Below are 12,065 nucleotides of genomic sequence, written 5' to 3' on the forward strand. Positions count from 1 at the left end.
CCTCCGTGAATCCAGAATCCGGTGTGAGCAGTAAGTGGTGTGTCAGGCGCCGACGAGCTGGTTGCGCTGCTCGCGCGGGTCGATGGCTCGAATGGCCGCCAGCGTGCGCGCGTCCGGCAGCGGGGTGACGGGGAGCGACTCGGGCACGCGGAAGGCGAAGCCGGTGCGCTCCGTCAGCATCTCCTCCGTCGTCCACGGGTGGCGCGCCAGCAGGCGGGCCCCGTCGGCGCCGAGCTCGAAGACGCCCAGGTCGGAGATGAGCATCGTGGGCCGGCGCGGGTCCCTCGTGGTGGCGACCTGCACCTCGGGCACGAGGTTGCGGCGGGACTGCCGGGGCACCAGGAGCACCGGCCGCTTCACCCACTGGCGCAGGGTGGCCGCGCCCGCCACGCCGGGGAACTTCGTGCGCGGCCGCTCCAGGCTGCCGCTGGCGGTCATGTTGGTGCTGCCGGTGGCATCGACTTCCGCCGCGCCGAAGAAGACGGTGTCCACGCGCCCGCGCCGCGCATGGTCGAAGAGGTCCGGAATGGTGATTTCCGCCGAGCGCCCATCCAGGTAGCCCAGGTCCTCGGAGGAGGGGAGCAACGTGGGGAGGTCCGGATCCAACGAGCCGACGCAGGCCAGGTACGTCAGGCCCGGCGCATGCGTGGCCCGCGCCACCGCAATCGCGAGGATGGCGAGCGGCGAGGCCACGCCCGTGGCCACCACGGCGCCGTCGTCAATCTGCCGCGCCAGGAGCGCAACCACCGTCTCCGCCGGAGTCGCATCGAGACAGGCACTCATGCCGCCCTCCGAGCCATCAGCGGCTCCAGGAACTCCGCCTCGCGTCCCGTCTCGGCCAGCGCGAGGTAGCGGCTCAGCATCGCGTCGTCGTGCGGGTACAGGCCCACGCAGCCCGTGGGCAGCGCGCCGCCAGGGGACAGGACGATCCGGTCCACCTGGAAGCCCGGCACGGTGACGCGGGGCAGGCGCGCCACGCGCTCCTCCACCGTGGCAATCACCCGCCGCGCCGCGCCCGCCACCAGCAGGTCCGTCGTCGGGTCCTCCATGTAGAGGTTGCCGCGCTCGTCCGCGGCGCGCGCGTGGATCAGCGCCACGTCCGGGTAGAAGGCCGGCTCCACCGTCACGCTCTGTCCCGTGAAGGGGTCCACCACCTTCCGCGGAGGCTCCGCCTGCGCCAGGCCGGACACGTCCGCGTCCGGCGCGGGGATGAAGGGAATCCCCATGGACGCGGCGCGCAGCCGCTGGACGACGCGGTAGCCGTCATGCTCGCGCCAGGAGAGGGTGCCCGCTTCAATCGCCCGCTTGAGGCAGGGCATGGGCCGCACACGGCCCTCCAGGCTCAGCGCGCCGAAGGCCAGCTCCACGCGCTCCAGGCAGCCACCCGCGACGAGGAGCTCCGCCGGCAGCGGGTTGGGCAGCGAGATGAGGCCCAGCCTCCGCTTGCCCTGGGCGATGAGCTCCATGACGAGCGCCATGGGCGCGCGGCCGAGCATGAAGCCCCCGGTGGCGAGTGATGCGCCATCCGGGATGGAGGCCACGGCCTCCTCGAGTGAGCACCAACGGGCCGTCTTCACGGCTTCTCCTTCGGAGCCGCGCCCGGGACTGCGACCGAGGCCGCGTCCGCCGCGTCGGTGCCGGTGGCGCGGGGCACCACGCGCAACGACGACGTGCCCGGCTGTCCCTCCACGGCCGCCGCGACGACGGGCGGGAAGAGCATGTCCACCATGCCGTCGGCGATCTGGTCGTCCGAGAGCCGCCCGTCCGGCTTGAACCACTTGTAGACCCACAGCACCATGCCCAGGAACGAGAACGCGCCGATGGTGGGGTCCACCGGGCGGATGCGTCCCGCCGCCGAGGCCTGGGCGAAGGCCTCCTCCAGGAAGTCCACGTACTTCTTCTTCCGGGCGTCGATGAACGCGCGCGCCTCACCCGTCAGCGTGGCGTGCTCGTGGAGGATGATGATGACCTCCTTGCTCCACCCCCGCGTCACCAGCAGGATGTTGTGGCGCATGCACGCGCGCAGCCGCTCCACCGGGTCTTCGATGCCCTGCACGCGCGAGAGGACCTGCTCCTCGAACACGTCCATCCCGTAGTTCATGATGGCGAAGAGGAGCTGCTCCTTGTTCTGGATGTGGTGGTAGAGCCCCGCCTTCGTCATCCGGCACGCGGCGGCGATCTCCTGCATCGACGTGCCCTCGTAGCCGCGCTCGCAGATGAGCCGCGCCGACGTCTCGAGGATGGCCCGGTAGCGCTCCCCCTCATCCGGCTTCCGCCCGCTGTGCGTCACGTGTGCTCCTTTTCATGGAGACTGTAATTTTATTGAACCTAACTGCCTACCGACCGGTAGGTAACACGTGGCAACGCATGGAGTCAATCCTCTGCGTGCGGGTGTCTCCGACGAGGGGTGCTGTGTTTTCGGGGGGTTTCCGCGGAGATGGCGGAGCAGGGGAGGCGTCCGCGCCGTCACTTGATTGGCAGGGTGGGCGTCAGGCGAGCCACCTAAGGTTCGCACCTCACCCCGTCACGCAGCATGGAGGTTCACATGCGTCTCATCCCCCTGTGGGCTGGTGCCATCCCCCTCTTCGCGGCCGCGTCCGCGCAGGCCCAGTTCATCACCCCGACGGAGGGCACCCGCTCGGTGTCCGCCACGGTCATCGCCAAGGATGAAGGCATCACCAACGTCAACGAGTCGGACTCTCGCCAGACGAGTGGCTTCGCGGCCTTCAACGAGAGCCTGGTGCTGAAGGCCAGCGACTTCCCGCAGTACGACGACACGCACAGCCACGCGGACGCGAATGGCTCGGGCACGGAGACGTCGAGCATCACCGGGTCGAGCATCAGCGCGGAGGTGTCGGCCAGCGCGAATGGCACCACGCAGTCCGCCCTGTCTCGCGGGTATGCGACGGGCAACGCGGACTTCTATCTGACGTTCCAGCTCAACCGCTACGCCCGCTACACCGTGGCCGGCGACGCGACCGCCGACACCACCGCGAACGTGTACGGGGGCTCCACGGCGCTCGTGCACATCGCGAGCCTCACCACCGGCGTGCCGGTGCTCTCCATCGACATCGGCAACACGGACGCGGACTCGGTGCGCCGCAAGGGCTGGCTGTTCCCGGGGCCCTTCACGCTGCAGGGTGACGTGTCCGCGCTGGTGGACGCGAAGGCGGGCACCGCCGGCACGGCGAGCTCGTGGTGGAAGATGGACATCCGGTTCTTCTGCCCGTCCGACTACGACACCAACGGCACCGTGAACCTCGCGGACCGGGATGCGTTCCTCAACGCGTGGAACGCGGGCAGCCTGGACGCGGACGCGGATGGCAATGGCGTGGTGAACAGCACGGACCGCACCACGTTCCTGCTGGCGTACGGCGCGGGCTGCTGACGCCGGGAGCAGTTCTCCCATCGCGGGCGTTGCCGAGGACTCCGGTGTGGGAGGTGGCCTCCCGCACCGGAGCAGGGCTTCGCTCCCCCGCTGGCGGGGTTTCCGCGGGGCGAGCGGGCTTCGACCGGCGTCCGGCGACGCCCGGAGCCTCAGTAGGCGTAGAAGCAGACGCAGACAGTGCCGTCGCACCGGCCGTAGCTGAAGCCCTCCTCGATACACTGGTTGACGCAATTCACCTCGCAGTAGGAGCCCGGCTCACTGGGCGTCGGTGCGAGTACCCGCGTGGCACTGAACGACACGACGGCACCTGCGGTCACGGCGAGCAACAGCTGTGCGGCCTTCTTCGCGGAGCGAATCATTTGTGCTCTCCCGGATGGGGTTGTGCGCAGCGCCCCGGCAATCCCGTGGACGCCGCGACTCGAAGAGTAGCAGAACCTGGAAAACGCGGTTTCAAGGAGGCGCCAGGGGCCTTCGGGGAGGCCGGGCCTCCGCGTGCCCGCTAGACTCGCGGGCCCCATGCGGTACGCCCTGCTCCCCATCCTGCTCCTGTGCGCCGCGCTCACCAGCGTGGGCATGGGGGTGCTCACGCTGCTGGAGAGCAACCGCGCGGCGCTGGCGCGGCAGTTCGCGGTGGACCGGCAGGCCCAGCTCGACGAGGCCACGCGGGGCGTTTCGGAGACGCTGGAGGACGTGGGCGAAGATTTGCGCTTCGCCGGTGAGCTGTTGTCCCAGCCCGGCAGCGACGCCGAGCACCGGCGCGAGTTGCGCGCCCTGCTGGAGGCGGTGGGTCAGTACAAGGTCATCGTCGCCTACGACGCGGAGGGGCGCGAGCGACTGCGCCTGTTGGACCGGCGCACCGGCAAGCAGGTGTCTCGCGGCGCCATCCTCCCGCAGATGGCGGAGGCGGCCCGGCGCGCCCTGCAGCGGCCTCCCGGTGACATCACCACGTCTCCACCGCTCGGAGAGGGCCAGGGCTGGCTGCGCGTCATGGCCACCGCGCTGCCCGTGGCCAAGGGCCGGCCCGCGGGCGCTGTCGCCGTGCTGGTGGACACGGAGACCTTCTTCACGCCGCTGCGCATCGTCACCTCGGACCCGGAGGCGCGACTGTTGCTGGTGGGCGCGCATGACCAGCCCACGTCCGCCAGCGATGCGAAGCTCGCGGACTGGTACCGGCGGTTGGACGCGGAAGGAATGCTCGTTCCGGGCTTCGCGTCGATGGCGGCGCGGATGAAGGAAGGTGAGCGCGGCACGCTCCCGCTCGGCGAGGACGAGGCGGAGCGGCTGGGGCTCGGGCGCGCGGAGGCCGTCGCCGTCTTCACGCCCATCCGCCTCCGGGGTGGCAACAACTGGGCGGCGGCCACGCTGGTGTCCACCGCCGCGCTGCGCTCTCACGAACAGGGGCTCGTCTGGAGGCTGGCGGGCGCGGCCCTGCTGGTGGCCCTCTTCCTGGTGACGTTCGCCGTGTACGTGGTGCTGGCCCAGCGCCGCGCGGCCGCCCTGCGCGAGAGCCGCCGCCACGCGGACCAGCTCGCCCACCTGCACGACAAGACGCAGAAGATTCTCGACCACATCCCCGCCGGAGTGCTCGCCCTCACCGAGGATGGCCGCATCAGCGCCGTCAACCAGGTGCTGCGTGCCCGCATGCCGGAGCGCGCAGTGGGCGCCCCGCTGGCCGCTGCCTTCCCCCAGGCCCCGGAAGCCGTGGTGTCCCGCCTGCGCGCGCTGGCGGAGGCCGCCGCCACCGAGGCGCGCCCCCACAGCCTGCTGGGCGAGCCGCTGGCCCTCTTCGGCGACGAGGGCCGCTTCAACCTGCACGCGGTGCCGTTGGAGGCGAGAGACCCGGACGTCCGCACGCTGCTGGTGGTGGAAGACCTGAGCAACGTGCGTGCGCTGGAGACGCAGCTGTTGCGCGCGGAGAAGCTGGCCACGGTGGGCGTGCTCGCCGCGGGCATCGCCCACGAGATTGGCACCCCGCTGGGCGTGGTGCGCGGGCGGGCGGAGTACGTGCTCGGCAAGCTGGGGTCGGGGCACCCACAGGGGCCCGGCATCGCGGTCATCATCGAGCAGATAGACAGGGTGAGCCGCACGCTGCGGCAGCTCCTGGACTTCTCGCGCCTGCAGCCCACGGCGGTGCGGCCGGTGTCGCTGGGGCCCATCGTCCGCGACGTGCACGAGCTGCTGCGCGTGGAGGCGGAGCGCCGCAAGGTGAGCCTGGAGCTGGACGTGCCGGACGCGCTGCCGACGCTGGCCGCGGACCCGGACCAACTGCAGCAAGTGTTGGTGAATCTGGCGCTCAACGCGTGTGACGCATGCGGCCCGGGTGGGCGGGTGAGGCTGGCGGCCTCCGGGCCGGATGGCTCGGCGGCGGGGACGTGGGGGCTGGTGTCGCTCACCGTGCGGGATGACGGCTGCGGTATTCCGCGCGAGAGCCTCAACCAGGTGTTCGACCCGTTCTTCACCACCAAGAAGCGGGGGCAGGGCACGGGGCTGGGCCTGACGATGGTGGCCCACGTCGTGCGCAACCATGGCGGGCGCATCGAGCTGGAGAGCGAGCCGGGGCAGGGGACCTGCGTCACCGTGCTGTGGCCCGCCACGCCGTCCGCCGTCGAGGAGCGACATGCCAGCTGAGGGACGCATCCTGGTCGTCGACGACCACGTGGAGATGGGGCGCATGCTGCGCGAGCCCCTCACCGACGAGGGCTACACGGTGGACCTGGCCACGGGCGGCGAGGAGGCCGTGCGGCTCGTGCGCTCGCGCCTGTATGACGCCGTGCTGTCCGACCTGCGCATGGAGAAGGTGGACGGCCTGGACGTGCTGGAGGCCGTGCACGCGGTGGACCCCGAAGTGCCGGTGCTGCTGATGACGGCCTTCGGCGGGGTGGAGAGCGCGGTGGAGGCGATGAAGCGCGGCGCCTACCACTACTTCACCAAGCCCTTCCGGCTGGACGAGGTGCTCGTCTTCCTGAAGCGGGCGCTGGCGGAGCGGCGGCTGCGCGCGGAGAACCGGGCCCTTCGTCAGGCCGCGGCCGAGCGCAGCAGCCTGGGTGCACTCGTCGGCCGCAGCGCGCCCATGCGGGCCCTGTATGAGCTCATCGGCCGGGTGGCGCACTCGGGCGCGGCGGTGCTGCTGCGCGGCGAGAGCGGCAGCGGCAAGGAGCTGGTGGCGCGGGCGCTGCACTTCGAGGGGCCGCGCGCCACCGGGCCCTTCGTCGCCGTCAACTGCACCGCGCTGCCGCATGACCTGCTGGAGAGCGAGCTGTTCGGCCACGTGAAGGGTGCCTTCACCGGGGCCACGTCGGCACGGCGGGGCCTCTTCGTGGAGGCGGACCGGGGCACGCTGTTCCTGGACGAGATTGGCGACATGCCCATGGAGCTGCAGGCCCGCCTGCTGCGCGTGCTGGAGGATGGCGAGGTGCGCGCGGTGGGCGCGGATGCCAGCCGCACCGTGGACGTGCGCATCATCGCCGCCACGCACCAGGACCTGGAGGCGCGCGTGCGCGAGGGCCGCTTCCGCGCGGACCTCTTCTACCGCCTCAACGTCGTCACGCTTCGCCTGCCCGCGCTGCGAGAGCGCCGCGAGGACATCCCCCTGCTGGTGGAGCACTTCGTCACCCGCGCCCGGGCCCGCAACCCGCGCTCGCCGGTGCAGGCCCTGGCCCCCGACGTGGTGGCCGCGCTGGCCGCCATGCCCTGGCCGGGCAACGTGCGCGAGCTGGAGAACCTGGTGGAGCGGCTGGTGGTGCTCGCACCGGGAGAGACGGTGGGGCTGGAGGACCTGCGCCCGCACCTTCCCCCGGATGCGCTGGAGGCACTGCCGCTGGCGCTCGCCCAGCAGGAGCTGTGGCCGCTGCGCCGCCTGGAGGCGGAGTACATCGCGTGGATGGTGACTCGCTGCGGTGGCAACAAGACGCGCGCGGCGGAGCTGCTGGGCATTGACGTGTCCACCATCCACCGTCGCGAGCGCGAGCGCGGGTAGGGGCCTCGGAGCACCACCTGGGGCGGGGTGCGCGGAAGGGCGGTGGCCTTCCGCGTCGCCGGGATGTCCACCCGCGCTCCGGCCTCGCCGTGGGGATGTGGGGTGTTGTCCGCTGCTTCGGCCCGGAAGGCACTCCGCCACGGGCGAGCACGGCGGGGAGCGGCACCGTGGCAATCCGCCATATCGGGCTGGCGCGATGCCACGGTGCGTGGCCTCCGGGCCACGGTTTCGAGGGGAGGCGCACGGGCATGGGCATTGCTTGATTTCCGCCGGTGGAGTCTTCGCGCACAGCCCGGGCCCTCCTGGTGGGAGGGGATGCCTCGCTCAGCTCGCTCCTGACGGACGTGCTGGGGGAGCTGGGCATCGCCCTGGAGTTGGATGGACCTGGGCTGGCGGTGCGGCCCGACCTCGTGCTGGTGCACGTGGAGCGGGGCGAGGGCATCCAGCGACTGCTGGCCCGGGCCCGGGAGCTGATGGGCCAGGGGCCGCTCATCGTGCTGGTGCCGTTCGCGGATGAGCGGCTGGTGCAGCTCGCGCTGCGGCTGGGGGCGCGGGACTGCTTCGCGCTGGGCCGTCCGCTGGAGGAGCTGCGCCGGATGCTGCGGGAACACCTGCCCGCCGCGCGGGGCTCCACGTTGACCTCTTCCGGCGGGGCCGTGCCGCCGTCCTCAGGAGACGATTCATGATGAAGCCACAGGCCGCGGTCCTGCTGCCCAATGTCCTCGTGTTTCCGCAGCGCCCGGTGGCGGTGGCACAGCCCCCTCCCGCCGAGGTGCCGTTGTTCCAGGCGCACGGAGTCCTCGTCACGTCCGACTGCGTGGTGGCCCGGGGCCGCACCCAGCCCCTCGCGGACGTGCTGCGCGTGGAGTCCATCCGTCACTCGCCGAGCCTGCGGCCCGTGCTGGCCACGCTCGCGCTGTCCATGAGCGTGGGGCTCCCATTGCTGTCCGCGCTGTCGGTCGCGGCCTCGGCGCAAAGAGGGCTCTACGAGGCCGGGCTGGTCCTGCTCGCGCTGGCCTTCTTCGGCTCCATCGCCCGGCTCCTCTTCGCGGAGGACTCGTACCAGGTGGTGGTGCACACTCGGGACGGAGCGTGGAGGGTGCTCGCCCTCCAGGAGGCCCGGACGAGCACGCGGCTGACGGCGCTGATTCAGGAAGCGGCGGCCTCGGCGGTGCGGCGGCGCTGAGGCCTGACACGGAGCGGCACTCCCTGCCTGCTCCGTTCTTCCAGGGCAGGGCAGGACCGTGGAATGACGGTTCCTCCCACGTCTCGCCGGCCTCGGGTGGAGGCGGGAGGAAGCCTTCTTCCAGCTTGCCGAGTGCGGTGCATGGCGGAATGAGCGTTCCTTCCACGCTGCTCCGCTCGCGGGGGCGGAGGCGGAATGAGCGTTCCTTCCACGCTGCTCCGCTCGCGGGACGGAGGCGGAATGAGCGTTCCTTCCATGCTGCTCTGCTCGCGGGGCGGAGGCGGAATGAGCGTTCCTTCCGGCTTGCCGGGCGCGGGGCCGAGGCGGAGGGACAGGACGTTCCGTCCACCTTGCCAATCGCTGGGCCGGGCGGCAGCGCGGGGTAACGGGCCGCTCCGCCATCACGATGCCTGCCTGGGTATCCGGACGCGCGGGGGCTGGCCTGTGAGGGGGCCCCGGGTCTTCCGCCTGGAAGCAGGGCGACGGCCATGCCATCCGGAGCTCGCGCCGGTGCCGTGCTTACCTTCAAGGCTGTCGCATGCCCGCGTGGCGATCCGCCTTCCCAGGGCAGCAGGGAGGGGCGGCCCTGGCTGGTTGACCGGGTACGCCCGACGGGCCCCGAGGCGGAGGTGGGGCATGGCAACTGGCGAGCAGGCCGACATCGTCGTGGTTGGCGGAATCAACACGGACTTCCTGGTGCAGGGCCCTCGCCTGCCCGGGCCCGGCGACAACGTGCGGGGGCACCTGTTCCTGGAGAGCCTCGGCGGCAAGGGGGCTGACGGCGCCGTGGGCGCGGCGCGGCTGGGGGCGCGCGTAGCACTGGTCGGCCGGGTGGGCATGGATGCGCGCGGGCTCGCGCTGCTGGAGCAACTCGAGGGCGAGGGCGTGGACATCGGAGCGGTGGCGAGAGACCCGTCCGCCCTCACCGGCGTGGTGCTGGAGATGGTGGACGAGGCCGGAAGGAAGCAGACCCTCGCCGCGCCGGGGGCGAACCTCGGCATGAGGGTCGCGGACGTGATGCAGGCGGAGGCGCGCATCTCCGCCGCGAGCGTGCTGCTCGTCGACCTGGAGGTGCCGATGGACGTGGTCAGCGCCGCCGTCCACCACGCCCGGGCGGCCGGCACGCGCGTGGTGCTGGACCCGGCGCCCGCGATGTCGCTGCCGGAGGACCTGCTGGAGGCCGTTCACGTCATCCGCCCCAACGCGGAGGAGGCCGAGGCCCTCACGGGCGTGGAGGTCCGCGATAGGAACTCGGCCCGGCAGGCGGCGGAGAACCTGTTGCGGCGGGGCGTGGGCGGCGTGGTGGTGGCATCACCGGACGGCAGCTTCGTTCTGTCCTCCGAGGGGGAGTTGTGGCTGCCGGACCTGACACTGGAGCGAGCGGACACCACCGGCGCGGGGGATGCCTTCTGCGCGGCGCTCGCCGTGGCCCTCGCGGAGGGGAAGTCGCTGGCGCAGGCGGCGCGCTTCGCGCACGAGGCGTCCGCGCTGGCGACGCTGCGCCTGGGTGCGCTCGGGGGCCTGCCCACTCGCGAGCAGGTGGAGTCCCGGCTCGCACTGCTCGGGCCCGCGGGTCTGTCGGCCGAGGCGTCCCCGCTGTAGCCGCGTTCACCTGCACTGCCCGGGTCTCCCCGGTTCAGCCGGCCGAGGCATCATGGCTGTCGGGCCGCGTTCACCTGCGCGGCTCGGGACCTCGGTGCGGTTGGCCGAGGCTTCACTGCTGTCGGGCCGAGCTCACCCCTGGAGGCGCTCGGCCTCCAGCGCACTGTAGACGGGGCGGAGGTAGCGCTCCGCCATCTCACGCGACACGCCGGTGATCCTGCGCTCCTTGTCCGCGGTGTCATCCGCGAAGGGCAGCACGGGATTCTTCGCGTCCCGCTCCGCCGCGCTCCGCAGCCGTTCGACGTCTTCCGGCGTCAGCTCCAGGCCGAAGAGGTCCGCGAGGAGCGCCGGGCCGTCCGTCGCAATCCGCCGGTAGTCCAGCAGCCGTGCCGGGCCCTGGCGCTCCCGGTAGCCCCGAAGCCCCGCCTCGCACAGGCAGGCCAGGACCCGGGCCCCATACTCCTCCAGCGGCATTCCCTCCAGCGCCCCGGCCTCCAGCCCGAGCAGCGCGGGCTCCAGCAGGCCCGGCAGCATGTGCGCGCCCCGGTGGTTCTGGTGCGAGGCCATGACCTCCACCGGCTCCCGGTAGAGGAACAGCCACGGCACGCCCGGAAAGGCGCGCTGGAGCAGCGGCAACTCCAGCACATGCCACGCGTCCAGCTTGAGGAACACCGCCTCTTCCTCGGGAAAGCGCCGCTGGCCGAGCGCGCCCACGACCGCCCGCAGCCACGCAATCCGCTGCGCCTCCGTGACGCCGGGCACGCGCAGGTGGGCGCGCAGCACCGTGTCCACCGGCCCGGCCTCGGACAGGACGATGTGGCGCGGCAGTGCCGCCAGCAACTGCGCCAGCAGCGTGGAGCCGCAGCGGGACATGTGGAACACGAGCCCCCGCACCGGCAACCCGGGCCGCTCGGTGTGGCGCCGCACCAGGTCCTCCATCGACGTCTGGTGCCGGAAGAGCAGGGCGAAGGGATGCCGGAGCCGGCGCTCCAGCGTCTGGTCGAAGAACGGGTCCGTGAAGCGCTGCGCTCCCAGGTGGAACCACTCCACGCGCGGCGTGCCGTCCGTGAGGGAGACGCGGCAGGGCACCCAGCCCTCCAGCCGCGCGTCGTGCGGGCCGTGGCTCATATCCAGTGCTCCCGCCACGTCCGGCGGGCGGTACGCATGGCTTCCCGGAGCTCCTCCTCGGTGAAGTGACACCCACGCTCGGCGCCCAGCCTCCGCGCCAGCGCGAGGAAGGCCGGCACGTCCGCCGTCTCCTCCAGCGACTCCTGCAGTGTCACGTCCTCCAGGACGAGCCGGCGGAAGCGCTCGAAGTCCTCAAGCGGCATGGGCGGTGGCCTGGGCGAAGACGGCGCGCAGCCAGTCGTCCACCACGCAGTCCAGCACCAGGTGGACGCGGTCCGTGTCGCTGGGGTTCTCCACCCGGTGGGGGAGGTTGAAGTCGAGGTACCAGCACTCGCCGGGCTGGAGCACCACGCGCCTTCCCGAGAGGAAGAAGGCCACGTCCGGGTGGGTGACGATGGGGATGTGGAGTCGCACCTCACCGTCCTCGAAGCCCAGGTTGTAGTCGGTGTGCTCGCGGATGACCGCCCCCGCCGCGAGCTTCAGCAGCCGCGCCGAGCCGATGGGGCACTGGAACGCGGCCAGCACCTCCTGGAAGTAGGGGCACCGCGCGAGCAGCGGCGTGTCCGCGTAGCGCTCCCTGCCGGTGGGGTCGGGGTAGATGCGCCCCTCCATGCCGCCAATGGAGCGCAGGGGGACGCCGCTCCACTCACCCTCGTAGTAGCGCTTGTTGAAGTGCGGCACCCAGATGTCGGGGCCCAGCCGCGCCAGGTCCTCCTGGAGCCGGGCCGCGTCGAAGTGGAAAGGCAGGCGGAGTCGGTCGGGCACGGCGGACGAGGGCATGCGGC

Annotated in this window: 13 protein-coding genes; 6 read left to right on the forward strand and 7 right to left on the reverse strand. The window is 72.0% G+C overall.

All coding sequences use genetic code 11. The annotated features are described in order from the left end of the window. Positions 1-42 precede the first annotated feature (42 nt). From OV427_RS41955 to OV427_RS41965, 3 genes are read right to left on the reverse strand one after another with little or no spacing between them, the layout of a single operon-like run. Positions 43-783, reverse strand: coding sequence for a CoA-transferase subunit beta (locus OV427_RS41955; protein WP_267861840.1), 741 nt, complete (start codon positions 781-783; stop codon positions 43-45). Further along, the gene (locus tag OV427_RS41960; RefSeq protein WP_267861841.1) at positions 780-1,577 is read right to left on the reverse strand and encodes a CoA transferase subunit A; all 798 of its coding nucleotides are present in this window, start codon (positions 1,575-1,577) and stop codon (positions 780-782) included. The genes OV427_RS41955 and OV427_RS41960 overlap by 4 nt, the downstream gene beginning before the upstream one ends. Beyond that, positions 1,574-2,290: a TetR/AcrR family transcriptional regulator gene (locus OV427_RS41965; RefSeq protein WP_267861842.1), complete on the reverse strand. Its 717-nt coding sequence runs from the start codon at positions 2,288-2,290 to the stop codon at positions 1,574-1,576. The genes OV427_RS41960 and OV427_RS41965 overlap by 4 nt, the downstream gene beginning before the upstream one ends. Positions 2,291-2,545: 255 nt before the next feature. Here OV427_RS41965 and OV427_RS41970 point away from each other — a divergent pair, with 255 nt between their 5' ends. After that, on the forward strand, positions 2,546-3,388 hold the full coding sequence (locus OV427_RS41970; protein ID WP_267861843.1) for a GC-type dockerin domain-anchored protein: 843 nt from the start codon (positions 2,546-2,548) through the stop codon (positions 3,386-3,388). 149 nt (positions 3,389-3,537) lie between these two features. Here OV427_RS41970 and OV427_RS41975 read toward each other — a convergent pair whose 3' ends face one another. Further along, positions 3,538-3,747, reverse strand: coding sequence for a hypothetical protein (locus OV427_RS41975; RefSeq protein ID WP_267861844.1), 210 nt, complete (start codon positions 3,745-3,747; stop codon positions 3,538-3,540). A 157-nt stretch (positions 3,748-3,904) separates the two neighbouring features. Here OV427_RS41975 and OV427_RS41980 point away from each other — a divergent pair, with 157 nt between their 5' ends. The 5 genes from OV427_RS41980 to OV427_RS42000 all read left to right on the forward strand — a co-directional run bounded on the left by OV427_RS41980 (position 3,905) and on the right by OV427_RS42000 (position 10,152). After that, complete coding sequence (locus OV427_RS41980; RefSeq protein ID WP_267863561.1) at positions 3,905-6,016, forward strand: two-component system sensor histidine kinase NtrB; 2,112 nt, start codon at positions 3,905-3,907, stop codon at positions 6,014-6,016. Further along, the gene (locus OV427_RS41985; RefSeq protein WP_267861845.1) at positions 6,006-7,364 is read left to right on the forward strand and encodes a sigma-54-dependent transcriptional regulator; all 1,359 of its coding nucleotides are present in this window, start codon (positions 6,006-6,008) and stop codon (positions 7,362-7,364) included. The genes OV427_RS41980 and OV427_RS41985 overlap by 11 nt, the downstream gene beginning before the upstream one ends. Before the next feature lie 272 nt (positions 7,365-7,636). Further along, the gene (locus tag OV427_RS41990; RefSeq protein ID WP_267861846.1) at positions 7,637-8,050 is read left to right on the forward strand and encodes a DNA-binding response regulator; all 414 of its coding nucleotides are present in this window, start codon (positions 7,637-7,639) and stop codon (positions 8,048-8,050) included. After that, the gene (locus tag OV427_RS41995; protein ID WP_267861847.1) at positions 8,047-8,550 is read left to right on the forward strand and encodes a DUF6232 family protein; all 504 of its coding nucleotides are present in this window, start codon (positions 8,047-8,049) and stop codon (positions 8,548-8,550) included. The genes OV427_RS41990 and OV427_RS41995 overlap by 4 nt, the downstream gene beginning before the upstream one ends. A 636-nt stretch (positions 8,551-9,186) precedes the next feature. Beyond that, positions 9,187-10,152 (forward strand): ribokinase, encoded by a 966-nt coding sequence (locus tag OV427_RS42000; protein ID WP_267861848.1) that lies wholly within the window; start codon positions 9,187-9,189, stop codon positions 10,150-10,152. Between the two features lie 132 nt (positions 10,153-10,284). Here the strand turns inward: OV427_RS42000 and OV427_RS42005 are convergent, their stop codons facing one another. The 3 genes from OV427_RS42005 to OV427_RS42015 are packed head-to-tail and all read right to left on the reverse strand — an operon-like array spanning position 10,285 to position 12,060. Then, a complete protein-coding gene (locus OV427_RS42005) occupies positions 10,285-11,280 on the reverse strand; it encodes a sulfotransferase family protein (RefSeq protein ID WP_267861849.1) in 996 nt (331 codons plus the stop codon). Continuing rightward, positions 11,277-11,483 carry a Nif11-like leader peptide family natural product precursor gene (locus tag OV427_RS42010; protein ID WP_267861850.1) on the reverse strand — a complete coding sequence of 69 codons (207 nt, stop codon included), beginning with the start codon at positions 11,481-11,483 and terminating at the stop codon, positions 11,277-11,279. The genes OV427_RS42005 and OV427_RS42010 overlap by 4 nt, the downstream gene beginning before the upstream one ends. Further along, a complete protein-coding gene (locus OV427_RS42015) occupies positions 11,473-12,060 on the reverse strand; it encodes an aspartyl/asparaginyl beta-hydroxylase domain-containing protein (RefSeq protein ID WP_267861851.1) in 588 nt (195 codons plus the stop codon). Before OV427_RS42015 ends, OV427_RS42010 begins: the two co-directional genes overlap by 11 nt. Positions 12,061-12,065 lie beyond the last annotated feature (5 nt).

Origin of the sequence: Pyxidicoccus sp. MSG2 (assembly GCF_026626705.1) — a bacterium.
Taxonomy (GTDB): Bacteria; Myxococcota; Myxococcia; order Myxococcales; family Myxococcaceae; genus Myxococcus.

Coding starts and splice junctions, on each gene's coding strand:
- OV427_RS41955 (WP_267861840.1), bottom strand. CDS start 783: ATGAGTGCCTGTCTCGATGCGACTCCGGCGGAGACGGTGGTTGCGCTC.
- OV427_RS41970 (WP_267861843.1), top strand. CDS start 2,546: ATGCGTCTCATCCCCCTGTGGGCTGGTGCCATCCCCCTCTTCGCGGCC.
- OV427_RS41975 (WP_267861844.1), bottom strand. CDS start 3,747: ATGATTCGCTCCGCGAAGAAGGCCGCACAGCTGTTGCTCGCCGTGACC.
- OV427_RS41980 (WP_267863561.1), top strand. CDS start 3,905: ATGCGGTACGCCCTGCTCCCCATCCTGCTCCTGTGCGCCGCGCTCACC.
- OV427_RS41985 (WP_267861845.1), top strand. CDS start 6,006: ATGCCAGCTGAGGGACGCATCCTGGTCGTCGACGACCACGTGGAGATG.
- OV427_RS41995 (WP_267861847.1), top strand. CDS start 8,047: ATGATGAAGCCACAGGCCGCGGTCCTGCTGCCCAATGTCCTCGTGTTT.
- OV427_RS42000 (WP_267861848.1), top strand. CDS start 9,187: ATGGCAACTGGCGAGCAGGCCGACATCGTCGTGGTTGGCGGAATCAAC.
- OV427_RS42005 (WP_267861849.1), bottom strand. CDS start 11,280: ATGAGCCACGGCCCGCACGACGCGCGGCTGGAGGGCTGGGTGCCCTGC.
- OV427_RS42010 (WP_267861850.1), bottom strand. CDS start 11,483: ATGCCGCTTGAGGACTTCGAGCGCTTCCGCCGGCTCGTCCTGGAGGAC.
- OV427_RS42015 (WP_267861851.1), bottom strand. CDS start 12,060: ATGCCCTCGTCCGCCGTGCCCGACCGACTCCGCCTGCCTTTCCACTTC.